Here is a 25263-nt window from a genome sequence, read left to right as displayed (position 1 = left end):
TCATTTGTTGGCAAAAAACTTCATTCATTTAGTATGTCAGCAATTTCAATAGGAACGATGATGATGGATGGTAAAGGTTAGTCTTAAGACTATCCAATAAATCACCTTGATTTTATTTAAACGTTAATATAATATATCTATTAATAACACAAACGATAAAGGAGTTTGTTTGAACATGAATTCTTTACAGCTAATTTGGGATGCTTCCTTAGAGGAGCTGAAAACGGGTTATCGATATGATCACAATGCAGAGAATTACACTTGCTTAATATGTGGTCAACAATTTACTAAAGGAATTGTTTATGAAGAAGATGGTGTCTTTTATGAGGCTGAAAAATTCACTCGATTACACATAGTTAATGAGCATACCTCTGTCTTCCATTATCTCCTAAGCTTAGATAAAAAGTATACTGGATTAACGGATAAACAAAAGAAAGTTGTTCAATTGTACCAAGAAGGTCTTAATGACAATGAAATTATGAAGGAAACAGGTGCAGGAAGTGCCTCTACCATTCGTAATTATCGTTTTTTGCTCCGCGAGGGCATGAAGGCATCTAAAATTTATTTGGCTATTATGGAGCTAGCAGAAGAAAAAGCAAGGCCAGAAGACAAATTTATCTCAACACATCGCACACCCAACATGTATGATCAACGCTATGCTATTACCGAGCAGGAAAACGAGAAAATCCTTAGCACTTACTTCCCCGATGGATTAGATGGTCCATTAGCTGAGTTTCCAAAAAAGCAAAAAAGAAAGCTAGCTATATTGCTACACATTGTGAAGAGGTTTGAGGCTAATCGACCATATACAGAGAAAGAAATCAATGACATCCTCAAAAATGTATACGATGACTACGTAGTTCTTAGAAGATACCTCATTGACTATGGCTTCTTAGGTCGTCAGGATGATGGGAGCACATACTGGATTAGATCAAATTAATATCACTGCTCAGCATATTTTTAGTACAAAAAGAAGAGGCAACATTGAAGCCCCTTCTTTTTAACACTCTATCATTCTTTATTTATTCTTTTTTTGTTTATCTTTAATCATTCTTCGTCCGATTTATTAGGATCTATTTCCTTTACCGGTGGTACTTCCTTAGCAGGATTTGCTTCTATAAGATTCATTAAAGCAGAGGGGAGAGAAAACTGCTGATTATTAATCATAATTTTAGTAAACTCTTCTCCCACACCATCTGCCGATTTTTCTTCTTTAATCGCGTGGATATCCTTGTGTAACCTCTCCATTTGCTGGTCTAATGCTGCCGCAGAATCAGCTGCTTGCTTCAGCTCTAAAAGAAGCTGCTTAGGGACCTCTTCATTGTATTTATAAAAAATCTTATGCTCTAGACTAGCCCAGAAATCCATAGCAATGGTCCGAATCTGGATCTCAACACATACATATTCCTGTCCGTTAGACATGTAGATCGGCACTTCTACCAACAAATGCAGACTTTGATACCCGTTAGGCTTTGGATTTTTGATGTAATCCTTCACCTCTAATATCTTAAGGTCAGTCTGTTTCCTAAGCATATCACTAATACGATAAATATCTGATATAAAAGAGCAAGTAATTCTAATTCCTGCAATATCCTTGATACTTTCCTTGATATTAGGAAAAGTTAAATTGATATTTTTTCGGTAAATTTTCCTCATAATGCTTTCAGGAGATTTAACTCTAGACTTGGTATGCTCAATCGGATTGTAATCATGTAGTAATTGAAACTCTTCCTTTAGAATTTCTATTTTTGTTTCCATTTCATCTAATGCAAATTTATATAGCATCATAAATCTCGTCATTTCTTTTCTAACTCGTTTAAATTGCTCAACCTGTAGCTCTGTCATCCCTAAGCTCCTTTCAACTCTTGGATCAGCTAAATCATTGTATGTCTCTTTCAAACCAACTGTTGCATTTATTATTCATTATTCATCACGAATTACTTAACTAGTTGCGTTTATGTCCTTGTTATTTCTTGCTTACCCTTTTTTAGGAAAAATATAGCCTTGCATTGGCTTGGATTTATACTTCCTCTTTATTCTAGCACTTTTTCTTATGGACAAGAAGTGTCGTCTAGTGACTCCTTTGTGAAAGAATTGTGGTTCGGGTAAAAAATAAAAAAAGAGCCACAAAACAATTTGTAGCTCAACGTTCTACTCACCATAATATATTTGAAATTCTATTCATTCACCTACACCAGACTTAACCCATAATATGGTAACCAGCATCAACGTGGATAATATCTCCAGTCACTCCCCTGGATAAGTCGCTTAGTAAAAACATAGTAGCATCACCAACTTCACCTTGATCAACATTTTTTCTAAGCGGAGCATTCTCTTCGATTTTAGACATAATTTGATTAAATCCGGATACCCCTTTTGCTGCTAATGTACGAATTGGACCTGCAGAAACTGCGTTGACACGGATTCCATATTTCCCTAAGTCCTCCGCTAAATATCTTACATTTGCCTCTAGAGCTGCCTTCGCAACACCCATGACATTATAGTTTTTCACCACTCGTACTGAACCAATATATGTTTGAGTCACAATGCTTCCACCTTGGTCCATACACTTTTTGGCTTCTCTAGCCACAGCTACCAATGAAAAAGCACTAGAATTTTGAGCTAAAAGGTATCCCTCTCTAGATGTATCTACATACTCACCTTTTAGTTCATCCTTATCTGCGAAAGCCACAGAATGAACCACACCGTGGATCGTTCCTACCTCTTCTTTAATCGTTGAGAAAGCCTGCTCAAGGCTTTGATCATCCAACACATCACAGGCAACCGTAAGCAACGGCTTGACATCCTCTTTTTCAAGTAAAGATTTAAGCTTTTCAAATGAACGCTCTTTTCTATATGTAAAAATTAGCTTGGCTCCTTGCTTATGTAAGGATTGGGCAATCCCCCAAGCAATACTTCTTTCATTCGCTACACCCATAACTACAATGATTTTATTCTTCATTAACTCTGACAATCTTATTTCCTCCCTGCATATCATATGTGTACTAAGTCTCAAACATTACTATGGTATTATAACTTATTTCTAAGCAAATTTCATATCATGCAATGACTTAGGTGCTAGCTACTGTAGCTAGTCAACCTTCCCCTGAAAAATATACTGCGCATTTTGTTCCTTTAAAAGAAAGTCTGGTGCTTTTAACGGCATTGGTAAATAAGGCATTCTCTTATTTGCTGTTTCAAGATCAACCCATTCTACTTCAATAATATCTTGGTCAGGATCATCAACACATAGCTCTCCACCAGTTACTTTAGAATGGAAGGTAAACAATAAAGCGTGATGTCCTCTTTCTATAAAATAAGCTTCTCTAACTGAATGAAGCCCTAACACTTCTATGTCTAATCCAGTCTCTTCCTTAGCTTCTCGTATCACTGCTTCGTGCAACGATTCTCCTAATTCAACGGCTCCTCCTGGCAGACTCCAGTAAGAAGAATCCCCCTTTTTATTTCTTACCAGCAATACTTCGTTCGATGCTTCATTAAATAGTAAGGCTATGGCTACATCCACTCGCTTCAATTTGACCTCTCCTTTTACTGCAGGCATTCATTTCTGTATTTATGAAAAAGATTATTTATACTGATTGAGAACTTGTTCCTTAATCATTATGTACCTTTTAAATAAATCCTCATTTTCGTCCATAAAATCAATCATACGTACTCTTCAGCTCTTGATCACGTTCAAACCTCTCTCGAGCAAGCTCAATTAAGCGCTTGATTAGCTCAGGGTAAGACAATCCACTAACCTCCCATAGCTTTGGATACATACTGATTTTAGTAAAGCCAGGAATCGTATTGATTTCATTCACAATGAGCTGTCCATCCTCTTTCAAGAAAAAGTCAACTCGCGCCATCCCTTCACAGCACAATACCTGAAATACCTCTATAGCCATAGCTTGAACACGCTTTGTCATTTCATCAGATATATCTGCTGGAATTTGGAGTAAAGCCCCATTTTCATCAATATATTTAGCCTCGTAGGAGTAAAAATCTTGTTGAGGGAGAATTTCACCTGCTACTGAAGCCATTGGATCTTCATTTCCAAGCACAGAGCATTCTATCTCTCTTCCCTTAACAAATTCTTCAACCAATACCTTATTATCATACTTAAAGGCATCCTTAAGAGCCTGATTGAACTCCTCTTCGTTATTTACTTTACTTACTCCTACAGAGGATCCAAGGTTTGCAGGCTTGATAAATAATGGTGCTCCAAGCTTACTTTTCAGCTGATCAAATGTTATCCTTTTTGCAGATGCCTTACTCACGGAAACAAAATCTGCAATTGGAATACCTGCATCCCTAAGCAAACGCTTAGCCACATCCTTATCCATGCTAATCGCGGAACCGAGCACACTTGCCCCAACAAAAGGAAGGTTGGCTAGCTTTAACAACCCTTGAATCGTGCCATCCTCCCCTAAGGGACCATGAAGGATAGGAAAAACCACATCTACCTGACTCAGGCTTTTTGCTTGAGTTGTATTAAGTAGTTGATTCTGATCCTCACCAGGTACAAGAGCAATCCCTTCGTTTGAACGATTTAGTTGAATCAGCTTCGGATTCTCTGCATTAAGGAGAAACTCTGAAGCTCTATGAATATGCCACTTTCCTGATTTATCTATTCCAATCAACTCAACCTCATATTTGTTTTTATCTATCGCGTCAATTACATTTTTGGCTGATTGTAGAGACACCTCATGCTCTGCCGATTTCCCACCAAAAATAATGCCTACACGTATCTTGTTACTCATTTTCTCCACTCCTCACTGTATATTGCTAATCTAGTTGAACGTAGACAGTCAAACTGCAAGCACTAATCTACAATAGAGCTGCTTTCCTCCGTAACCCAATTCACATCCATCAACCACGGTGGAATTGATTGGGCAATCGATTCTGAAAGATCCAGTCCACTATTCCTCATCCCTTTCATGACGTCAATTCCACCATTGCTTACTCCACTCTCTAAAATATTTTTAGACAAAACATCTGCTGTTGAGCTAATGATAGGATTCCGAGGTGTTGTTCCTATAAAATGGTTACCAATGGCATATTCATTCAGGAACGAACCAAGTAGAGCAGCCTCTTTTTTCCCCGGCTCTTCACTAAACAAGCCTTTACGTCTAGCGTCATCCTCCGTTCGAAAACCTGGTCCTAAATAGGGGACTCGACCCGTTTCTTCTGGCATCTGTAAGGATCGGGATAAATCAACCTGACCAGGACTAATATCTACATCAGCATAGACACCTCCTAAATTAAACAGTTGAACATAACGGGCTAAGTCAGAAATATAAGGTAGCTTACTTTTCCCCTCCTGTAGAAAAAGCTTATCTCTCAAATGATGATAAGCTTTAGAAACAGGGTTATCTCGTTCATCATATCCCGTATTTAGAGGAAGCTGAGCCATATCTACAATAGTAGCTCCACTTGCTCCTAACATTTCTAGCTGATGATTTAGTTTCGAGCCTTCAAACATGCTGTTAGCATTAATGATTGAGTCTGTCATAATGTACTGTTCCCATCCATTATCTTTAGCTTTGGCTAGCCAGTGAAATAAATTGGTTAATGCCGCTTTCGAGAGCGATCCTCCCGCCCAAAAATGGTGAAGATACTTTGGAATAGTTTGTGCATTTTCTTCTACTGAAGCAGAAGAGCCCCTTATGGTCTGATTAACTTCTTTTATAACCGCAGAAACCAAAGCAGAAATCGTTGAAAAACTTCTGTTTTGAAAATCAAATCTAGTTAGTGTCTGTTCTATAATTGTAGGCTCTAATTTATCATAAACACCAGGTTCAACTAAATTCTCACGTACAAGCTTCTCTAGCTCATCTAAATTATTATAGTGTGAGCTATAGACTGTATTGTTCTCCCTTAACGTTACCTTTCGCTGGAGTACACTCTCTTTCTCCTGCTGTTCTTCTTTTACTAATTGAGCCACTGCCATGTTCCCTATTGCCTTTTGCATCTGAAAAAGATCTAAGGTACGTCCACCAAACATAGCTTGTGTCCCTGAGACATCATGCTGATTGGAGGTACCAATCTTATTTCCACGTTTTTGTAAAAAAGACGTATCTATATTTTCTTTTGTTTTTTTAAATCTATATTGATTATTCATATGTGATAGCCCCTTATTCTTTAATTCCAACCACTACCTCGATTTCTCTCCGCTAAATATATGAATGTTAAGTTCTTCTAGTACGTCAATCGCTTTCCTTACTGGAAGCTTAGGAAGTAAAAATTCCTTTTCCAATACAGCCTCGATTTCTGAGGTCGTTTGTAAGGTGTGCTTTTCAACCCGACCATCTGAGTGCCGAATACTAAATTGATTGTTTATAAGTGAAACGCTTCTGCCTTTATCTGTCTGCCATAATTGACAGCGTAGGATTTTCATAAAAGTTGTTCCTGGTTTATTTGCCGCTTGGATCACATCTTGAAAATCCTGTATCGTTTGCTTTTGATCCGCCTTAAAGTCCCAGTCCCTGCCACTTTGTTTCCCTTGAGTATACCGAACATATTTATAACTACTAAGCTGTGGGTTTACTGGAAGGATATGAACTCTATCATCGGCAAATTCAGAAACATTCTGGTGATTACTCTCAAAGCGCACCGGTTTAAAAATAGGGGCAGCTGCCCCACAGTCCACATACACTTTTTCACAATCAAGCTGAACAACGATTCCCATATGTTCATTTCCTAGCATAACTAGATAGCACGAAAAACCTAAATAATCTAGTAAGTGCTGAAAATGAGAGTTTAGAGTATAGCAAGTGCCTCCAAACGAATATGTATCCGCATGCTCAACAAACGTCTCAATAGATGGTATGATAAAGTTATTCTTTGCTTGATCCCTATAGTATAGCATCTTACTGATGTTCTCAAAAGGCAATGTAGACAAATGAGCCTGACACAATTGTACTAGATAATCATACGTCGGTTCCTTTTGCGATAAACCAAGAACTCTTAAATAGTTCGATGCCCAAACAGGTAATGTCTTTATAAAAATTCCTCCTTTCATTTAATACTTTCTATACTAAAATGTTTACTTAATCTTATTATATGCTTGTTTTGTAACTAGCACAACATAATAGTAAAGGAGATGAAATGTGGAAATGATGACAATAAGAAAGCTTAGACCTGAAGAGCCTGCTCCTATGACCCTACTATTATTAGCCGATCCCTCCCAACAGCATATCGAGGATTATATGCAGAGAGGACAGTGTTTTATTGCTGAAAAAGAAAAAGATATCGTAGGGGTCTATGTCCTTTTACCTACAAGACCTGGAACCATAGAATTAGTAAATGTTGCCGTCTCAGAGAAATTACAGGGAGTAGGAATAGGTAAGCAGCTTGTGCAGCATGCCATTCAAACCTCAAGGATAGCAGGGTTTCAAACGATAGAAGTAGGTACAGGCAGCACTGGCGTTGTACAGCTAGCCCTCTACCAAAAATGCGGCTTTAGAATGGTAGGAATTGATAAGGATTTTTTCACTAGACATTATCAGGATGACATTTATGATAATGGGATCCTACTTCAGGATATGGTACGCTTGGCGCTAGACCTTTAGGAATACGGCAAATTAGATTCCTTTCTAAAAACTAGAGGTAAATGAAAGTGAGGGAAGTAATTACAATGAAGTATTCTGTACCCATAAAAGCAAATGCTCATGTCAATCAAGCAAAAACAACGAAAAAAGATGACGGTATGCGTCAGCAATCAGAAAATAATCCTTATAACCAGCTACATGTAGATTCTCTTCCTTCAAACTCTCTCTTACAGTTACAAAGAACAATCGGCAATCAAGCTGTGGAGCAGCTTTTTAGAGCACAACAAGTTATGCCCCCTTCACCTTCCACAGAAACAGAAGTTGCTCAGCGTACACCCATCTTTCACAAACCAACTGCCGAAACGGCACTTACATCCGACGTAGAAAAAGAACTATGGGATATCGCCCAAAAAATTGATGATGAGGTCAATAGTGCCTATACTCGCTTTATGACTGGAGATTATAACGGTGCTAGTCAAGCTCAGATAGATTTGTACACGCTGAGAAAATACGAATTTGATAACAACAGCAAATCCATGCATCCGTCCACCGCTGCGGGCTATGTTATTGAAGGAATGGTTAATTCAGTCATTAACGGTATGGACGGTGTAGAGATACAGGTGACCAATTTGTTAGACGGAACAAGACCTGATGTCTTAATTACTCTTCCCTCTGGAGAAATGGGGCTACTTGATATAACGGCAAGTAAAAGTGCTGGTCACATCTTGGGCAAAAAAGGAAATTGGCTTAATCATCAGAACATCCCGCTCGTGATTGAATCCGTTTATCCCAGCATCGACTTTAGAAATATGACATCTCAGACATTATCCACCGAGGACTTGGCACGTATTCAGGAACGTATGAAGCATGACGCAGAAATGAAAATTTTAATGGAGGAGCAGAGACAGGCACACTTACAAGAAAGCTATCAGCAGCGTCAAAACGTCATATACGAAAAGCTAATGGAGCTAAAGGCTGCCTATGATCAGAATAATGATAGAGATGTGCTCCCCTATAGAATAAATAGTCGAAGTCAAGAAAATTTTAGAAAGATAGGGTTAGATGTATCTATTGATTCCCAAAGAAACCATTGGGAAATAACGAGAATTGATTATTCTGTGTGGAATGAGCAGAACAATGAAAGCTTCTTTAGCATTTATATGGGATTACGCAATTTTTTGAATACCAAGCTGGAAATGATGGGCTTCGAACCTTCTTTAACAGCAAAAAGAAGTATGGACAGCTCCTCATCTGAGGAAAGAGAAACTAAAAGGCGCAGGAAATAAAGAGCTGCCATACTTCAAGCTATTCTTTTTTCGGTAAAACAATTCCTTTATACAGCTGAACTGTAACAAAGTAGTACAAGCTGTATATTCCCAGGAACAAGACGATAGGAATCCAAATCTTAGCATAAGGATCAATTATAATAAATGAAAACATGTTCATTCCAATCAATACATGTAGTAATCCTAGTAAAGCTGGAAAGGTAAACACAAATAACATTTCTTTATAGATGGAACGGACGAGAACCTTTTTTCGCACCCCTATTTTTCTTAGCATCGCATAACGCTTTATATCCTTACTAGCATCAGAAAGTAGCTTAAACATAAGAACACTAGCCATCATCATCAAAAAGGCGATCCCAAGAAAAAAGCCCATAAAAATCGTACCTACTGAAATAGCCTTCGTATTAATGTAGGAGCTATATTTTGAACCAAGCCAGCCGAAATAACCCGAAGACAGCTCCTTGGCTAACTCCTCCTGACGTTCGTCAAGCACACGCAATTGGGGTAAGTAATCTGAAAATCGATCTACATTCACCACCCACATAACCTGCTCCGAACCGTCTTCACTATCATATAATTCTTGATCTAGTATAAACACATCACGTCCATTGAACATCGGGGAATAAAAGTTTAACTCAGTCCCAATCGCTATAGACCATTCATTAGGTACTACAGGCCTTTCATCATCAGAATAATCCCATAATGCATATTCACTATCTGAAAGTGGCTCTGACACCCTTAGCCTGACTGGCTCCTCGTCTGTTTCATCTGCGTACGTATAAATCATCGGTGGTGACGCTAATAAATCATCCTTTAGTAGATAAAAAGCTTCTTCATCCACCTTCAGTCGATACTCATGCTGCTCCACAATATTCATCTCATTGAGTAAACGCTCGTCCTCCTCAGTTGGAGCATAAAGTACAATATCATTGGCTTTAAAATATACGGTCATCGTCTCGACGTTATGATGAAAGGCAAATCCCCCTGCTATCGCCCCTACTCCTAAGGCAACAAGCATAGCTACCGTACCTAAAACTCTCGATAAGCTTTTCACTCGAAAGCGTAGCTGAGCTAAAGTAAACGAATTTAATCCTTTCTCATTAAGCCCACGTCTCTTTTTTAAGCTAGCTACAAAGACAGGTAATAAAGACATAAATACTAAATAAGTTCCTGCTGTCGTACAAACTGCTCCTAAGATAAGACCTATTTCCCTTAGCTGCTCCATGAATATTAAACAAGAGTAGCCAATGCCTAATAGAATTAATCCAAGAATCGCTGCCAGAAACGTTTTAGTTCCAAATTTCGGCACTTCCTCCACTTGCTCATCTGCTTTTATATTTGCTAAAACAGACTTTCTCGCAAGCTTCGTAGCATTCACAAATGCCGTTAAAAAGAACAGAATCATGTAGAAGATTACCGTGGTTACTATCGATGGAATAAACACAGGCTTAAATCCCTCAGCACTAAAGCCTAGCTGAGCCATTAATAGTCCAGCTACCCCATTAGCTAAGCCACTACCAACGAGCAACCCAATGACGATGGAGATGATTCCAATTGTCACCGTTTCGAAAAAGACTAATTGGGTCACCTTAGGCTTCTTAGCACCTAGCATCATGTACATCCCTAGCTCTTTTTGACGCAAGGATAGAATGAAGGAAGTAGCATAAAAAATATAGAAAAATGTAATGAAGGCAAGAATAAACGTCCCTACATTAAAAACTAAACCTATCGAGTTAATTAAGGAGTTTCCTTCAATAAAATCTCTATTTAGAGATAGTGTTTGAAACATATAGAATATCGAGATCGAAATCGTTAATCCAAATAGTAAAACAATATAGTCCTTAAGCATCTTACGCATGCTTAAAAAAGATAATTTGGCTAGCATTCCTTCTTCCCCCTATTCCATCGCCTTAGACGTACCTACCTCTGAAAGCACATCCAATATTTCCTGATAGAACTCTTGTTTACTACCTGTTCGATGTATGACCTTATAGATCGCTCCATCCTGGATAAATAGAATTCTTTTACAATAGCTTGCACTAAAAGGATCATGAGTGACCATCATAATGGTAACGTCATGCTGCTCATTCAAATCCTCCATCGCACCAAGCAAGCTTTTTGCATTTTTAGTATCTAATGAGCCTGTAGGTTCATCAGCAAGAATTAATGCTGGATCATGCACGATAGCTCTCGCAGCGGCAGCCCTTTGCTTTTGCCCTCCAGATACGGCTGTTGGATACTTATTAAGAGTTTCCATAATCCCTAATTTCCTAGCCACATTCTCTACACTCGGTTTGATTTTTTTAGATGAAACGCCTTGTAAAGAAAGGGGTAAAGCAATATTTTCATAGATGGTTAGATTTTCGAGTAAGTTAAACTCCTGAAAAATAAACCCTAGCTTCTCTGAGCGAAAATCAGCAAGCTGAGTCTGATTCATTTGTGTTAGGTCAGTTCCTGAGATTTTGATCGTACCGCTTGTCGGCTGGTCTAGTGTTGAGATCACATTAAGTAATGTTGTCTTTCCCGCTCCCGATGGCCCCATTATTCCTACAAACTCACCTTGGTCAATCGTTAGGGATACCCCATTTAGAGCATAATGCTGATTCTCCGTTTTCTTTCCGTATATCTTCTGAACATTTGAAATATCTACCACTGGTCGTAGCATGTTGTTCCTCCCTTTCGCTATTCACTTCTATAGACGGATTTTCGCATGAGTGACTAATAATCGATCCATGCAAGAAATCTTCATGTACATAAAAACGATCTAGCTTTGTAAAAGTTACAAGTAGAAAAACTTTAAATTGAAATCATAAAAAGCCTATAAAACACAAAACTTCTGTGTCTTATAGGCTTTAACAATAAGCTAACAATTAGATATTTTAGCTAAGCTCTTCTCTCAAAAATCTCCCCGTATAAGAAGCTTCAACCTTGGATACGTCCTCTGGTGTTCCTGAAGCTAACACTGTTCCTCCTGCTGTTCCTCCCTCTGGACCAATATCTACAATCCAGTCTGAAGCTCGAATGAACTCTAGATTATGCTCTACAACCATTACCGTATGTCCAGCGTCAACTAATTTGTTAAGTAAAACCAACAGTCGCTCCACATCTATAGGATGTAAGCCAGTGGTCGGTTCATCCAACAAGTACAGTGTACGTTTAGTTGTTTTTTTACCTAACTCCTTGGCAAGCTTAATCCTTTGCCCCTCTCCACCAGACAGGGTTTTGACTGATTGCCCCCATTTCAGATAGCCGAGACCTACCTCACATAGTAGCTTAATTTGTTCGGCAACCTTCTTTTGATCCTTCAATAGCTCTAGGCTCTCTTGAATGGTCTGATCTAGAATATCCGAAATTGTCTTTCCTTGATACGTAACCCTTAAGATTTCCTCCTTAAATCGTTTTCCCAGGCAAACTGGACAGCGTACCTCTATCTCAGGCAGGAAGTGCATATGCACCGTTACGATACCTAAGCCTTGACAGTTTTCACACCTACCACCAGCCGTGTTAAATGAAAAGTGTTTTGATGTAAGCTTCTTTTCTCTTGCCTCAGGTAAGCTGGCATACAGATTTCTCAACGCTGTGAAAACATCTGTGTACGTTGCTACGTTTGATCTCTGCATTCTTGTAAGCGGAGCTTGAGTCACCATGATCAAGCTCTCTATTTGCTCAAAGCCAGCCAAATGATCATACCCTTCACTAGGGACTTTATCCTTCCCCTTAGCTAAGAGTTCAAACAGGAGAGTCGATTTCCCAGAACCTGATACACCGGTCACTGAAACGAGGCACCCTAACGGCAGGCTTACGTCGATGTTCTTTAAATTTCGTAATCGTGCCCCCTCAATGGTTAGTTGTCCATTTGCCTTTCTTCGATTCCATTTACCTAACCGCTGCTGCTCTGACCTGAGGAAAGCACCTGTCACAGACTGCTCTTGCTCCATAAGCTCGTCTAAGCTCCCCTGGCCCACTACCGTTCCACCAAAGCTACCTGCTCCAGGTCCGATATCGATAACATGATCTGCCCGGCGCATCACCTCTACATCATGCTCAATGACCAGCACCGTATTCCCTAAATCTCTGAGCTGCATCAACACTTTAATTAGCCCTTCAGTATCTCTCGGATGTAAGCCTGCAGTTGGTTCATCTAAAATGTATAAAACTCCTGTCAGCCCTGATCCTAGGAGTGACGCTAGCCTAAGACGCTGTGCTTCCCCACCAGATAATGTGATAGCTTGTCTATCAAGTGAAAGATAACCCAGCCCAACATCTATGACACGTCCTACTCTACTCGGTAAATCCTCCAAAATAGGCCCTACTATACCTAACTCTCTTTCTGGTAAATCGCCCTTTAATCTCTTTAGCCATTCATAGGCTTGCTCTAACGACCATGCAGACACTTCTGTAATAGATGCATCTAGGACGGTAATCTCCCGAATCTCCTTCTTTAATTTGGCTCCTTGGCAATCTGGACAAAGCTGCTCGTGGAAAAGCTCAGCCTCCCCACTTCCCTGATCGCCACCCTTCTCCTGATATCTTCGCCAAATCCCTGTCACCACTCCTTCAAACTTCCCTTTACCTACTGCTTTTGGAGCTTGAACATCTGGAAAGTGCTTAATGAATTCATCACTCTCAACCCCATAGTATAGAACATCACGCTGAATCTCTGTAAACTGGTTTAAAGGTATATCTCCATCGAAGGTAAATCCGTAGTGCTTCGCTGCTGCGTCCAAAATGCTTAGATTATACTCCTTGTACATGCCACCCCACAGGGTTACTGCACCTTCACGTATACTTTTATCTCCTTCAAATACGAGTCCCATATTTAAGCTAGCAACTGTACCAAGCCCACTACAGGTAGAACAAGCCCCCTCAGGCTTATTAAAAGAAAAGTGAGTCATCCTCAGAGCAGGAAGCCTGTGCTTACAGTTCGGACAGCTTACATACTCTTGCTGATAATACCCCTCCTCTTCATCCTCCTGCAGAGCCAATGGCTCGCTTCCTTCCTCTCCTTGTACCGGAGGTTTGACCTTCGTTCCACAGGATGGACAGGAACGCTCTCCAAGCTTAGCAAATATGACTCTCATATAGGTGTAGATATCCGTCACCGTACCCACAGTTGAGCGCGGGTTACGGTTGGTCACATGCTGTCCTACACTAATGGAAGGTGCTAGCCCAGCAATTGAATCCACCTTTGGCTTGTTCAGAGAGTCCGTCACCATTCCCATCGACTCCATGTATTGCCTCTGGCACTCCCTTTGAAGCGTGTCCATCGCCAATGTAGATTTGCCCGAACCCGAAGGACCCGTAATAACGACTAGCTTGTGCTTGGGAATCTCCAGAGAGATATTTTTGAGGTTATTTTCCCTAGCTCCTTTAATCATTATAGATTCTTTAGCCTTTAGACTTTGTAGCTTTTCACCACTCATATATTTTCCTCCTACTCCAAGATCATTTCCAACCTTATTATATAACTTTCATGCAATTGATAATGTTTGGCGTATCTTTCTTGCCATATTAGAGTAGCTCAAAAAATTTATACCTCTTATCATTTGTAGGTTTATTCCTAAAGAATAATTAGTGACATATCATTTATCCGTTCGCAAAACCTTAGCACGCTCCTTTAATCTTTTTATTTAGTATTTAAACTGAACTAATATCAAAACTAAAAAACCGCCGAAGCGGTTTTTGAAAGGAATGAGATTATAGAATATCTACCAACTGATCTAACCGATCAATGACAAAATCATATCGGCTTGCTTGACCAAAGCCATACCTAGCGTAAACAAATGGAATACCAGCAAACTCGGCGGCTTTTTGATCCCCTTCCGTGTCTCCAACATATATAGCTGCTTGCAGATTGTTCCTCTCGATGACAAGCTTAATATTCTCGCCTTTTGATAGTCCAGTTCTTCCAGGATTCTCGTAATCTACAAAGTACTTTTCAAGCTGATGGAACGCATAAAAAGCTTCTATATAACCAGCCTGACAATTGCTCACGATAAACAGCTTATACTTTTTAGAAAGTGCTTTAAGTACAGACTCCAGCCTATCATACAGTACGCCTCCCTGACTCGTAAGTACATCACATTCACTCTGATTGCACTTCTCTAAGAACTGATTTAGTTCCGTTTCATCCATATTGGGAAATAATCTCTTCCCTATCTCTTGAACTTGCATACCGACTACACTTTGAAACTCTTCCTTAGTAATAGACTTTTGATTGCTGTGATCCGACTGAAGAATATGATTCCAAGCCTCTAATACCATGTCAGTAGAATCCCACAAAGTCCCATCCAGATCGAAAATAATACTATCCATGTAAATCCCCCTCAATAATTATACAACTCAGTTCATGAATCTTGTATAAAACTCTTTTTTTTTAAAACGTCTAGATTTTTAGGAGTTAAGGTTATATAAAAAATGTATGTAGAAGGAATGTCTCACACTTGCGGAAATGTGCATCAATAAAAGTAACTTTCAAAAAAACAGAGGTACTTCTCTATGTATCTTAACACAGTTTAGAAGAAACCTCTGTTTAGTATTTAAAGGTTTTAGTTTGTTTTGTTGAATCGAGATAGAATTCTTTTTTAATTAACCTTAGTGATATAAAGCCCCTTGTGAACTTCCAGAACCAGTAAAGCGCATATACACGTTACTCGGATGCTCACTCAAAGTGAATACAGTAACAAGACCAGATACATTTCCACTAATGATTTCTCGTGCTGTTTCGCTTCTTAAAAAGTTTACTTCGTCATTTCCAAAAGGTTCATTGGAAATATATTGTACCCACCTACCATCAAACTCCTTTACTAAAACAGGATGCTCAATTATTGTACCAGATTTATATTCAAATTTTAGAGTGAATTTGTACAAAGTTTCGTTAATTTTTTCTTCAGCTGTTATTTCATAGTTAAGCAAAGGATTAGATGAGTGATTTTCTTTATATAAAGTAAAAGCCGCTTCCTCTGAAAAAAACCTTTCGTCAATTGTGTAACTCACATACTCATTTATATTTCCCTTTACTAACGCATCATAAGCTTTTACTACAACTTCGTTAGGGTTAAGGGAGTTTGCCGAAACACTAGTTGTAAACATAAGTAGCAATAGAATAATTGCAAATATTAATCTAGTAAACCTCATCATCAAAGCCCTCCTTATAATATTATTAATAATTAATAAATTTAATCAAGATTATTAATTTCATGCTATATAAATATATTATTTTATCTAATTTTTGGCATCATAGCCATGGATAATATTAACATACATATATTATTTCCGCAAATCTTTAAGTCCAATTTCCCTCAAGAAATTTGCTTCTATTCATTCATTTATAACAATAATTAATTATTATATTAATGTCATATATCGTTCTATTTCTTCAATTAATCTGCCTATTTTAAACTTCCAAATTGGGTATAATTATAATCAAGAATAATAAATAGCTAGGAGATAGACCTTATGAAATCACTGCGAGACCTCGCGAACACATATAAAAAGCAGAGATATCTATTACTCACGTCCTCCTTCTTAATGGGTCTAGCGATTGTGGCGCAGGCGTATTTGATTGTTGTGATCGTAGAAGGAGTTTTCCTATTAAAAAAACCATTCCAAGACATGTGGATACCACTTGGCCTACTCCTACTCTCATTAGGAGGAAGAGCTCTATTTAGTTATGCTAATGGTCGCCTAGGGGTAAGCATCGCTGCAAAAGTAAAAAAAGAGTATCGTAAGGCTCTTTTCAATACGTATAGACAAAGTCCTCTGCTCGCTTCCTTTAAGGGGCAGTCTGGACAAAAGGTAAGTGTTATGATGGACGCTGTGGATGAAATCGATAGTTATTTTAGTAAATACTATCCTCAGATGATCCAGACTATGGTGGTTCCTATTTTAATTCTTATTGCTATTTTTTATTACAATCCTCTTTCAGGGCTCATTTTACTCGTCACCTCTCCCTTCATTCCTATTTTTATGATCGTGATTGGAGGAGCTACGCAGAAGAAATCAGAGGAACAGATGGAAAAGCTCGCTGCATTTTCTGGTCGTTTTCTAGACACCCTACAGGGCTTGGTTACGTTAAAATTTCTAGGTCGAGCGAAGCAGCAACAGGATCAGATTCAGCAAAGTAGCTTAGATTATCGTGATGCCACAATGTCCGTGTTAAAGGTCGCCTTTCTTTCTTCTCTAATGCTAGAGTTTATATCCATGCTCAGTATAGCTCTTGTTGCATTAGAGGTTGGACTCAGGCTGGTCATCTATCAACAGCTTTCCTTTTTTGTCGCCTTCTTTGTGTTAATTTTGGCTCCAGAGTTTTTTGCCTCATTAAAGGAGCTAGGCAGTGCCTTTCATGCTGGTAGAGGAAGCATGGGGGCAGCGAGCAAAATAGAAGCAGAGCTATCAGCGGTAGAGACACCTTTAACTTGGGGAGAGAAAAGTTTGGCAACAGATTCCCCGCCTGACCTATCACTAGAGAAAATTAGCTTTAGTTATGGAGAGAACAGCTTTTCATTAGAACAAATCTCTACTAGGCTCAAACCGTTTAGTAGCGTAGCCATTGTAGGGAGAAGTGGCGCTGGAAAGACCACTCTCCTTCATCTGATAGCGGGACTGGTACGTCCTACAGAAGGACAAATCCTTGTCAATCAGCACGATTTATTTCAATATCAAGAAAAAACCTGGTTTGATAGGCTAAGCTACATCTCACAAAACCCTTATCTTTTCTCTGGAAGTATTGAAGAGAATATTCGATTGGGGGCAGATGCATCTATCACTCCTCAAGATGTCAGGATGGCTGCTGAGAAAGCTGGAATCGCTCAAATGATTGGGGACTTAGAAGCTGGCTATGACACCATTGTTGGAGAGGGAGGCCGCGGGTTATCAGGTGGAGAGAAACAAAGAGTTGCTCTAGCTCGTGCCTTTATAAAGAAACCAACAATTATCCTTTTTGATGAGCCTACCGTGGGGTTGGATCTGCAAACAGAGAGGATATTACAAAGGTCTATTCGAGAGTTATCTCAGACAGCCACTATGATCACAGTGGCCCATAGACTTCATACGATTAAGCAAGCCGATAACATTCTTTTCTTAGATAAAGGCAGGATAGTAGCGGAAGGAACCCACCTAGAATTGATGAGCAATGTAGCAGAGTATCGTCAAATGGTCAAAGAGCAGCAAGGAGGGAATGCTGGATGAAGGACATTTTCACGATAACAAAACTGATGCTGAAAGAAAAAAAAGATGTGCTTCTATCCCTTCTATTCGGATTTCTAGCAGGTATAGCAGCTGTTGGTCTATTTGCTAATAGTGGCTACCTCATTTCCAGAGCAGCTCTTGCTCCTCCCATTTATGTGTTAACAGTAAGCATAGCTCTGCTCAAGCTTTTTAGTGTAACACGAGCAGTAGCCAGATATGCCGAGAGATACTACTCTCATCAGGCAACCTTTACTATTCTAAGTAACCTACGTGTGTTTTTTTATAAAAAGCTAGAAGCACTTGCACCTGGTTTATTCCACAAATATCGTAGTGGTGATCTTCTATCACGCATCGTCGGAGACGTTGAGAGCCTGCAGCATTTCTTTTTACGCGTCTATTATCCACCAATCGTGATGGTTATGGTATTCCTGTCAACTATCTACTTCGTCAGCTTTTTTTCGCTAGCAGTAGCAGGAATATTCATCGTTGGACTTATTCTGACTGGCTTTATTTTACCGCTTTGGTTTGCACTACGACAAAAAAGAATTGAAAGCACTGTGCGGCAGCAACGGGCTATATTATCGACGGAGACTACCGAGTTCTTTTATGGCTTTCGAGAGCTAAAAATCCATCAAAAACTAACACACAAAAACGAGCAGCTACTTCATTCCTCTGCTGAGTATGTCGTGGCTCAAGAACAAATGGCCAAAAGAAATCTCATGAGCCAGTTTACAAATCAATTTCTAGCTCTACTCGTTTCATGGCTTGTCCTAGCATTTGGAGCTTATCTAGTGACGCAGGGGGAGCTAGATGGACTTTTCCTAGCCATGCTTGTGATGATTGCCCTTACTGTTTTTGAAAATGTCTATCCCATGGCTATCTTCCCAAGCCATTATGAGGATAGTCGGTATGCCTCAAATAGGTTATTTTCTATAACAAATGACAAAGAATTAAATACTGAGGGTGTAAGCTCAAACGAGAAGCAAAAGAATCGAGAACAACTACTCCAGCTACAAAATAATAACTCAATCTCAGGCAAAGGAGCTTCCATATCTATGGAGCAAGTAAGCTTTACCTTTCCTTCTCAGAAGCGTAAGGCTTTAAAGGACATCTCTTTACGTTTTGAGCCAGGCACAAAAACGGCTATTGTAGGACCAAGCGGATCAGGGAAGTCCACTATACTTCAGCTTTTATTGAAGGCTTACCCTACTCATTCTGGTCGCATATTATTGAATGGAACCCATGTAGAAGAAATTGAACAGGAAAGCATATGGGATAACACAAATGTTGTTCTTCAACATAATCACTTCTTCTTCGGAACCATTCGTGATAACCTTGCTTTAGCTAAGGACGATTTAACGGATGAAGAGATGCTACAGGTGCTTAAGCAGGTCAAACTTGAGTATTTTACTTTGTCACATGAAGTGCTTGAAAAAGGAGAAAATTTATCTGGTGGAGAGAAGCAAAGATTAGCTATTGCACGGGTTCTGTTGAGAAAAGCACACCTGTGGCTACTGGATGAGCCTACCTCTTCTATTGATGTACTAACGGAGAAGCATATTTATCAGCAAATCTTTCAAGCTGCCAAGCAGTCTACCCTATTGCTTGTTAGCCATCGTCTTACTGGATTAGAAGCTATGGATCAAATCATAGTGATGGAGAGTGGAACAATTGTTGAGGCAGGAACGTTTGATGAGCTTATGGAGCGCAAAGGATATTTCTTTGAAATGAAGCAGATTGAAAAGGATGTATTACTGTAGGAGATCAAAAAAAGACAAAGCTTTGTGATAGACAGTGAAAAAAACGCTCACACCAATCATCAGCTTATGGTTGGTGTCTTTTTATGCTATTGAACGGGCTAACTGAGCACATTCATCTTTATCTCATTGTCTAAACAGCCGAACTAGCAGAGGTAGGTAAAAGTTTTGATTCTTAACCAAACGCCGTGAGCAGAAACTTGAATATTTTATAAACTGTATTGTAAGAACTCACTAGAAAAGGAATGATAATATGCCCTCTAAGTGGAAGCTTCATCAGTTATATTCCAAACACTCCAGCCTCCGCAAACATTTGCCTCCGACATCCCTTTTAACTAAGAAGTCTCTTTCGCAATACTTAAATAAATATCAAGCTGTGTACATCAAAGGGAAGAACCAACACACGGGGTTAGGAATGATTAAGGCATGGAAAACTGAAAATGATTATCGTTTCGTCAAAGTACAGGGTAAACCGTTAATTGAAAAATCAATCAACAATTTATATCACAAAGTCACGGATGGACGACCCATTCAGTCAATCCTTGTCCAAAAAGCAATTGATCTAGCGAGTATTAATGGAAGACCTTTCTCAATTCGCCTTATGTTGATGCGAGACGGTAAAAGAGAATGGCAATACGCAGGAATGTTGGCGAAAGTATCTGGAGAAGATAGTATCGTCACCAATGTTCGGCGCGGTGGAGGCTATGCCACGACCGTGGATGATGCTTTGGCAAAATCCTTAGGCTACAGTAGTGATCAAATCAAGAGAAAAAACGAGGAAATAATCCGCATTGGTTTTGAAATTATTCGTCATGCAACTGATACTGGCTATCGATCTCATGAGACTGGAATTGATTTGGGTATCGATAATAACGGAAAAGTATGGATAATAGAAGTGAACCTTTCTTACCCTTCACACGCATTGTTTAATCGACTCCAGGATAAAACATTCTACCGTAAGATCAAAAGCTTGGCTGCCGAATATCAGGAAACATAGAAAAGCTATCAACGACGGTAATTCTCGATCGTGCTTTTATTTTTTCTGAGCTTGATATTTTTGATTTTCGGGACATAAAAAGCTCCTCCTTGCTATAAACAGTTTTTATTATTTATACTGTCTACCACAAGGGGGAGCATATCATGATTAATTAAATTCTACCCTTTTTTCCTTTAGGCCAGCGAACCGGTTGAACATGCTCCTTCATAGTCTGAAACACAATAGACCACTGATGTAGGGTTAAGCTACTAATCGCTTTGCTTCTATCACAACTAGCACTTCTCATTAACCTCTTCAACTGTGGGGGCGTAAATAAATCCTGCAAGGCCACATAAATAGGGTTCTGAGGATGTTTTAAAGCCCACTGAGCAAGACCTAGAAATCTATAATACTCTCCTTTTGGTATTGTTTGTTCCTTTCTCCTTATCAAAATAATAGCAGAATCAACCTTTGGTGGTGGTGAAAAATGTCTCCTAGGAACAACTTGAACCAAGTGAATATCAAACCACATCCTCCAGGCTAAAATATAAGGATTAGTGATCGGCTGTCCTGTAAATCGCTTTGCAGCCCCTTCTTCTATCATTAACACAGCTTGCTTTAAAGCATCAGTAGGACCTGAAAGAAGCTTATTCATGATTGGTGTTGTTATAGCATAAGGAATATTGGCTACTACTTTATAGCTCTTTTGTGGCAGAAAAGATTCTAGGAAGTCGCGTTCAACTATTTGGACATTAGACATATCCTGAAGCTTAGTTCTCAGTAATGCTGTAAAGGCTCGATCATTTTCGATAGCAATGACCTTCCCAGCTTTTTCAGCTAGTGGAAAAGTCAATGCTCCTTTACCTGCTCCAATTTCTACAACAGTATCACCCAAGCTTACATTACCAAGCGCAACTATATCCTGAATGATCTGTTTGTTATGCATGAGATGCTGGCCAGAAAAATTGGGTCCAGCTTTGTTCTTACGTACTTTTCTGTGTCCTTTATTTTGTTTTCTCATCAATGGATGCCTCCGTTTCTACTTTAAATAAAAAATAGGCTTACGCCTGTGCAAAGAAGAAAACGGTTCTTGTACATCAAAAAAGAACGCAAAAAAGAGCAGAATTGTCCTGCTCTTCTACTCATCTTTATCGTTATTTACTAAGTAATATAGCGAAATAGAGCTTTGTAGATCAAAGGGAAATGAATAAGCCGAATAAACACTTATTCATGTTTAAAAATCCATAAATAATCATACACACATACTTTTCACACATACTTTGAGAAAGTAATTTGCATACAACTACTGAAGATTAGTAAATAAACCCAAACGATCTAATAAGCAAAAAGAAAACAACAAAATTGAGTCACTCAAAATAGGTAGACAAATCCCGTTATCTCTGCACAGGCAGAGCCACACTATTCAATTATTGGCATAATTGAAAATGACGGATTCTTACATAACATATACCCATTTTCAGCAACCCTCCGTTCCTAAATATACGTGTTAGTATAGCATATGACATCAACAAAATCAACTAACCATGGCTTCCTTATAGAGTCCAGAATATAAACAAGCCTCTAATTAAAGTAAGGGATATTATACGTATTTTTATGAGTAACCCATTTAGCTCCAAGCTTCTGTTTCTGCTCTGTTTTTATGGCCGGATATTCCATTGGGATAAGGCCTATTGGTTTCACATAAGAGGGCACATGCATAAGCTCACGAATTCCCTCTTCCTTAAACCCACCTACCCAACAGCTAGCAATTCCTCTTTCCGTTGCTGCTAAAATCATATTTTGTACAGCAGATGTTGTATCTATAGGAGCCCAGGCGTATCCCAATTCCCCGTATCTAGCGATTGTTCGTTTGTAATTTACACAGGCTATGATAATGATTCCAGCATCCTTAACCCATTGCTGAGACTTAGCTCCCTTAGAGTAGAAGCCTGCAAAGGTTTGTTCAGCGACTTGTTTCTTTGTTTCAATTTCATCGACAATGATAAATTCCCAAGGCTGCATATTCCCACTGGCAGGAGCATAAGTTCCGGCCGTTATGATCTCATGGACGATAGCTTCGGGAATTTCTCTATTCTCAAAAGAACGGCAACTCACACGTTCATAAATCGGTCCTGTTTGTTTCGGTAGTACCGGATCACTCATTTCCATTCCCCCTTACTGACAAGCTCTTCAAGCGAAAAACGTGGGGGAATATCTATGACTTGATCACTGTATCCAGCTGTAAGAATGGCGATTGGCAGCATATACCACGGTAGTTGAAGGTTTAGTTGCAGTGTAGCAGCATCAAATTCACGAACACTAGCTGTAGCAAGCCCCTCAGACCGAGCCAGCAAGCGAAAATTCTGGATAGCTGCCTCCGCTTCCTGTAAAGCAATGGCAATTCCAGCCTCTCCAATTCGCGCTTGTGCCCTTCTTTTTTCGAGCAAAACAACACCTATAAAAGGTGCCTGTACTAACCATGACTGAGCTCCAAAGCTTTCTTTGGTCAGATAAGGATCTAACGTTGCCGCGACCACCTGCTTACACCCTTCTTGTCCTTCAATCACAAGTAATTCACGCGCTTGGGTACTTATTGAAGTCGGTCCCATACCAAAAGCTTGATACATCGATTTTAGCACCTTTTCTGGAATAGCCTTATCCTGATAGCTTCGTATATTGACAATTTCATTCATCATTTGTAGCAGGTCCTGAGACATCAAATGCACCACCTATCCATCCATTACTATGCTGACTCATTTAAGTTTTAGCTTTTTTCTCACTGATTTAGCCCTCACACGCGTAAAACTAGCGCAATCATTACTCCCACACTAGCCTAGGTCCCTTTGTCACACAATCAATATGGACATTTGTCTTAATAACTCCGCCAAAAGTATGATTAGAGCCAAAAGCTACATGAATCGTATCATAAGCCTTCTCATCCTCTAAAATATTACCTGTTATTCGAGCGGCATGATTCGTCCCGATTCCTAGCTCTCCAAGGAGTCTCCCGTCACCATCACCTAAAAGTTCAAGAAGACGACCCCCATTGTCTCCCGTCGCACTTACAAGTCTGCCCTCAGTAACTGTTAAAATAATCGGTGCATCCACCAAGCCAATTCCAGCTATCGAACCATTAATTTCAATGGTACCCTCGGCTTGTCCCTCAACAGGAGCAATGTATGCTTCTCCAGAAGGTAGATTTCCTGAAGCCCCTTGCTCTCGAAAAACACCTGTACTTGGTACCCCTGACCGGCCTGTAAGGGGAACGGTCAGCTTCTCTTTGTCACCTGTATAAATCGTAATTTTGTTTGCTTGTGTCAATTTTTCCGTGACACTCAAAGTCTCTTCCTCTACCCGGCGGTAATCAGCGCTCATCGCTCCCTGTAAAAACATATCCTCTGTAATACCCGGCATCGTAATGACACTGATTCCTTTATTGTTCGCTTCCTTACGGGCAACAGTATGGGTCAAGGAATGCTTGGTCAAACAAAAAACCAGCTGATATTGTCGCATCTGCGTGGCAACCTCTTCTGGCGGTTCCTCCCCTGACTTACTTCTATCCTCCATCACTAGAAATTCGGTCTTCCAGCCATCCTGTAGCATGGCCTGGTTAAACCTCTCTCCAATAGGAGCCGTACTATCATCTGTAAGGATCAAAACAGATATCTCCTTACTCAAGGAAAAATTGTTTTTCATAAGGTTATGGACCACTTGGTTAAATTCATGCATCTAATCTACCCCTTTAGTTTTATGTGCTCTCCTTCCATCATATCATGTTTAAAAAAATTCATGATTACCCCCCAAACTATGATTGAGGGTAATCATGAACATCTAAGTTAGGTTACATATTCCTGTGCAAGCCTGGCTACTAGGCTACTTGAAAGGATAACAGGCAAACCGCTCCCTTGCTTTGCTTTCATTTTGTGCTCAGCCTGATAGCCCATGCAATCCAATACGATTAACGATACTCCTCTTTTCTTTAAGCTTGCTCCGGCAGCATAAGGATCACTTTCTTCATACGGAGATGCTACTTCTATCTCTAATTCAAATCCCGATTGATCCCATTTCACACTTAACGCTTCTCTTTGCTCTTCCAAGGGAATGATAAGACCTATTTTTTCACCTTCGGGAAGAATAGACCTTAGGGTATGTGTTAAGATTCTATCTGGATATAAAATAGGCTTCCTTGTTTTAAGCGTTGGAAAATCTCCTGTGCAAAGCATGAGCACGATATCTACCTCATTCTCTAGAGCTGTAAGCTCTTCTTGAAGAAGCGGAAGAAGCTTGGTTTTGCCAATCTTTACGGCTTGTCCATTCCGGAGCTTGGAAATATACGTTGTATCCGCTCCTTCCGGTGAGATTAGATGAAGGGTTTCAGGTGTAATCCGATCTAGCCCACCTCTTTCAATGATAGTAACCTCATTCCCAACGATTTGCTGAATCGCTGGTGTAACATCAAGACGAGGAGACTGTCCTATCGTTAAAACTCCAATTCTCGCCAT

General features: G+C 39.6%; 22 protein-coding genes. 6 read left to right on the top strand and 16 right to left on the bottom strand.

What is annotated here, in order from left to right; all coding sequences use genetic code 11:
• Positions 1-175: 175 nt before the first annotated feature.
• Positions 176-940 (top strand): DUF2087 domain-containing protein, encoded by a 765-nt coding sequence (locus J2S11_RS18950; protein ID WP_307397275.1) that lies wholly within the window; start codon positions 176-178, stop codon positions 938-940.
• A gap of 107 nt (positions 941-1047) precedes the next feature.
• Here J2S11_RS18950 and J2S11_RS18945 read toward each other — a convergent pair whose 3' ends face one another.
• The 6 genes from J2S11_RS18945 to J2S11_RS18920 form a co-directional block, all read right to left on the bottom strand.
• Positions 1048-1845 (bottom strand): GTP pyrophosphokinase, encoded by a 798-nt coding sequence (locus J2S11_RS18945; RefSeq protein WP_307397273.1) that lies wholly within the window; start codon positions 1843-1845, stop codon positions 1048-1050.
• A 355-nt stretch (positions 1846-2200) separates the two neighbouring features.
• Positions 2201-2998 (bottom strand): enoyl-ACP reductase FabI, encoded by a 798-nt coding sequence (gene fabI, locus J2S11_RS18940; protein ID WP_307397271.1) that lies wholly within the window; start codon positions 2996-2998, stop codon positions 2201-2203.
• Positions 2999-3091: 93 nt separating this feature from the next.
• The gene (locus tag J2S11_RS18935) at positions 3092-3526 is read right to left on the bottom strand and encodes an NUDIX domain-containing protein (protein ID WP_307397302.1); all 435 of its coding nucleotides are present in this window, start codon (positions 3524-3526) and stop codon (positions 3092-3094) included.
• A gap of 136 nt (positions 3527-3662) precedes the next feature.
• A complete protein-coding gene (ddlA, locus tag J2S11_RS18930; RefSeq protein ID WP_307397270.1) occupies positions 3663-4763 on the bottom strand; it encodes a D-alanine--D-alanine ligase in 1101 nt (366 codons plus the stop codon).
• A 62-nt stretch (positions 4764-4825) separates the two neighbouring features.
• Entirely contained in the window at positions 4826-6124 is a 1299-nt protein-coding gene (locus J2S11_RS18925) for a glycosyltransferase (protein ID WP_307397269.1), read from the bottom strand.
• A 33-nt stretch (positions 6125-6157) separates the two neighbouring features.
• Positions 6158-7024 (bottom strand): arylamine N-acetyltransferase, encoded by an 867-nt coding sequence (locus J2S11_RS18920; RefSeq protein WP_307397267.1) that lies wholly within the window; start codon positions 7022-7024, stop codon positions 6158-6160.
• A 97-nt stretch (positions 7025-7121) separates the two neighbouring features.
• Here J2S11_RS18920 and J2S11_RS18915 point away from each other — a divergent pair, with 97 nt between their 5' ends.
• Positions 7122-7574 (top strand): GNAT family N-acetyltransferase, encoded by a 453-nt coding sequence (locus J2S11_RS18915; protein ID WP_307397301.1) that lies wholly within the window; start codon positions 7122-7124, stop codon positions 7572-7574.
• Between the two features lie 65 nt (positions 7575-7639).
• Complete coding sequence (locus tag J2S11_RS18910) at positions 7640-8839, top strand: hypothetical protein (protein WP_307397265.1); 1200 nt, start codon at positions 7640-7642, stop codon at positions 8837-8839.
• Between the two features lie 19 nt (positions 8840-8858).
• Here the strand turns inward: J2S11_RS18910 and J2S11_RS18905 are convergent, their stop codons facing one another.
• The 5 genes from J2S11_RS18905 to J2S11_RS18885 all read right to left on the bottom strand — a co-directional run bounded on the left by J2S11_RS18905 (position 8859) and on the right by J2S11_RS18885 (position 15979).
• A complete protein-coding gene (locus J2S11_RS18905) occupies positions 8859-10724 on the bottom strand; it encodes an ABC transporter permease (protein ID WP_307397263.1) in 1866 nt (621 codons plus the stop codon).
• Between the two features lie 12 nt (positions 10725-10736).
• Positions 10737-11504, bottom strand: a complete 768-nt coding sequence (locus J2S11_RS18900) for an ABC transporter ATP-binding protein (RefSeq protein WP_307397260.1) — start codon at positions 11502-11504, stop codon at positions 10737-10739.
• 214 nt (positions 11505-11718) lie between these two features.
• Complete coding sequence (gene uvrA, locus J2S11_RS18895; RefSeq protein WP_307397259.1) at positions 11719-14262, bottom strand: excinuclease ABC subunit UvrA; 2544 nt, start codon at positions 14260-14262, stop codon at positions 11719-11721.
• Positions 14263-14536: 274 nt separating this feature from the next.
• Positions 14537-15154 (bottom strand): HAD family hydrolase, encoded by a 618-nt coding sequence (locus J2S11_RS18890; protein ID WP_307397257.1) that lies wholly within the window; start codon positions 15152-15154, stop codon positions 14537-14539.
• A gap of 279 nt (positions 15155-15433) precedes the next feature.
• Positions 15434-15979: a hypothetical protein gene (locus tag J2S11_RS18885; protein WP_307397255.1), complete on the bottom strand. Its 546-nt coding sequence runs from the start codon at positions 15977-15979 to the stop codon at positions 15434-15436.
• 318 nt (positions 15980-16297) lie between these two features.
• Between J2S11_RS18885 and cydD the strand changes: the two genes are divergently transcribed.
• From cydD to J2S11_RS18870, 3 genes are all read left to right on the top strand, one after another.
• Entirely contained in the window at positions 16298-18028 is a 1731-nt protein-coding gene (cydD, locus tag J2S11_RS18880; protein ID WP_307397253.1) for a thiol reductant ABC exporter subunit CydD, read from the top strand.
• A complete protein-coding gene (gene cydC, locus J2S11_RS18875) occupies positions 18025-19788 on the top strand; it encodes a thiol reductant ABC exporter subunit CydC (protein ID WP_307397251.1) in 1764 nt (587 codons plus the stop codon). The genes cydD and cydC overlap by 4 nt, the downstream gene beginning before the upstream one ends.
• 250 nt (positions 19789-20038) lie before the next feature.
• The gene (locus tag J2S11_RS18870; RefSeq protein WP_307397249.1) at positions 20039-20782 is read left to right on the top strand and encodes a YheC/YheD family protein; all 744 of its coding nucleotides are present in this window, start codon (positions 20039-20041) and stop codon (positions 20780-20782) included.
• A 151-nt stretch (positions 20783-20933) separates the two neighbouring features.
• Here the strand turns inward: J2S11_RS18870 and erm are convergent, their stop codons facing one another.
• The 5 genes from erm to J2S11_RS18845 all read right to left on the bottom strand — a co-directional run bounded on the left by erm (position 20934) and on the right by J2S11_RS18845 (position 25263).
• Positions 20934-21782, bottom strand: coding sequence for a 23S ribosomal RNA methyltransferase Erm (gene erm, locus J2S11_RS18865; RefSeq protein ID WP_307397247.1), 849 nt, complete (start codon positions 21780-21782; stop codon positions 20934-20936).
• Positions 21783-22342: 560 nt separating this feature from the next.
• The gene (locus J2S11_RS18860; protein WP_307397245.1) at positions 22343-22924 is read right to left on the bottom strand and encodes a nitroreductase family protein; all 582 of its coding nucleotides are present in this window, start codon (positions 22922-22924) and stop codon (positions 22343-22345) included.
• On the bottom strand, positions 22921-23478 hold the full coding sequence (locus J2S11_RS18855; RefSeq protein ID WP_307397243.1) for a nitroreductase family protein: 558 nt from the start codon (positions 23476-23478) through the stop codon (positions 22921-22923). Before J2S11_RS18855 ends, J2S11_RS18860 begins: the two co-directional genes overlap by 4 nt.
• A gap of 100 nt (positions 23479-23578) precedes the next feature.
• Positions 23579-24490: an aminopeptidase gene (locus J2S11_RS18850; RefSeq protein ID WP_307397241.1), complete on the bottom strand. Its 912-nt coding sequence runs from the start codon at positions 24488-24490 to the stop codon at positions 23579-23581.
• A gap of 107 nt (positions 24491-24597) precedes the next feature.
• Entirely contained in the window at positions 24598-25263 is a 666-nt protein-coding gene (locus tag J2S11_RS18845; protein WP_307397239.1) for an AroM family protein, read from the bottom strand.

Origin of the sequence: Bacillus horti (genome assembly GCF_030813115.1) — a bacterium.
Classification (GTDB): domain Bacteria; phylum Bacillota; class Bacilli; order Caldalkalibacillales; family JCM-10596; genus Bacillus_CH; species Bacillus_CH horti.
Note: the sequence above shows the minus strand (reverse complement) of the source record. Positions and strands in the feature narration are given on the sequence as shown.

What these genes read in the sequence shown, in the direction of transcription:
- J2S11_RS18950 (WP_307397275.1), top strand. Translation starts at nt 176, where the DNA reads ATGAATTCTTTACAGCTAATTTGGGATGCTTCCTTAGAGGAGCTGAAA.
- J2S11_RS18945 (WP_307397273.1), bottom strand. Translation starts at nt 1,845, where the DNA reads ATGACAGAGCTACAGGTTGAGCAATTTAAACGAGTTAGAAAAGAAATG.
- fabI (WP_307397271.1), bottom strand. Translation starts at nt 2,998, where the DNA reads ATGATATGCAGGGAGGAAATAAGATTGTCAGAGTTAATGAAGAATAAA.
- ddlA (WP_307397270.1), bottom strand. Translation starts at nt 4,763, where the DNA reads ATGAGTAACAAGATACGTGTAGGCATTATTTTTGGTGGGAAATCGGCA.
- J2S11_RS18925 (WP_307397269.1), bottom strand. Translation starts at nt 6,124, where the DNA reads ATGAATAATCAATATAGATTTAAAAAAACAAAAGAAAATATAGATACG.
- J2S11_RS18920 (WP_307397267.1), bottom strand. Translation starts at nt 7,024, where the DNA reads ATGAAAGGAGGAATTTTTATAAAGACATTACCTGTTTGGGCATCGAAC.
- J2S11_RS18915 (WP_307397301.1), top strand. Translation starts at nt 7,122, where the DNA reads ATGACAATAAGAAAGCTTAGACCTGAAGAGCCTGCTCCTATGACCCTA.
- J2S11_RS18910 (WP_307397265.1), top strand. Translation starts at nt 7,640, where the DNA reads ATGAAGTATTCTGTACCCATAAAAGCAAATGCTCATGTCAATCAAGCA.
- J2S11_RS18905 (WP_307397263.1), bottom strand. Translation starts at nt 10,724, where the DNA reads ATGCTAGCCAAATTATCTTTTTTAAGCATGCGTAAGATGCTTAAGGAC.
- J2S11_RS18900 (WP_307397260.1), bottom strand. Translation starts at nt 11,504, where the DNA reads ATGCTACGACCAGTGGTAGATATTTCAAATGTTCAGAAGATATACGGA.
- uvrA (WP_307397259.1), bottom strand. Translation starts at nt 14,262, where the DNA reads ATGAGTGGTGAAAAGCTACAAAGTCTAAAGGCTAAAGAATCTATAATG.
- J2S11_RS18890 (WP_307397257.1), bottom strand. Translation starts at nt 15,154, where the DNA reads ATGGATAGTATTATTTTCGATCTGGATGGGACTTTGTGGGATTCTACT.
- J2S11_RS18885 (WP_307397255.1), bottom strand. Translation starts at nt 15,979, where the DNA reads ATGATGAGGTTTACTAGATTAATATTTGCAATTATTCTATTGCTACTT.
- cydD (WP_307397253.1), top strand. Translation starts at nt 16,298, where the DNA reads ATGAAATCACTGCGAGACCTCGCGAACACATATAAAAAGCAGAGATAT.
- cydC (WP_307397251.1), top strand. Translation starts at nt 18,025, where the DNA reads ATGAAGGACATTTTCACGATAACAAAACTGATGCTGAAAGAAAAAAAA.
- J2S11_RS18870 (WP_307397249.1), top strand. Translation starts at nt 20,039, where the DNA reads ATGCCCTCTAAGTGGAAGCTTCATCAGTTATATTCCAAACACTCCAGC.
- erm (WP_307397247.1), bottom strand. Translation starts at nt 21,782, where the DNA reads ATGAGAAAACAAAATAAAGGACACAGAAAAGTACGTAAGAACAAAGCT.
- J2S11_RS18860 (WP_307397245.1), bottom strand. Translation starts at nt 22,924, where the DNA reads ATGAGTGATCCGGTACTACCGAAACAAACAGGACCGATTTATGAACGT.
- J2S11_RS18855 (WP_307397243.1), bottom strand. Translation starts at nt 23,478, where the DNA reads ATGTCTCAGGACCTGCTACAAATGATGAATGAAATTGTCAATATACGA.
- J2S11_RS18850 (WP_307397241.1), bottom strand. Translation starts at nt 24,490, where the DNA reads ATGCATGAATTTAACCAAGTGGTCCATAACCTTATGAAAAACAATTTT.
- J2S11_RS18845 (WP_307397239.1), bottom strand. Translation starts at nt 25,263, where the DNA reads ATGGCGAGAATTGGAGTTTTAACGATAGGACAGTCTCCTCGTCTTGAT.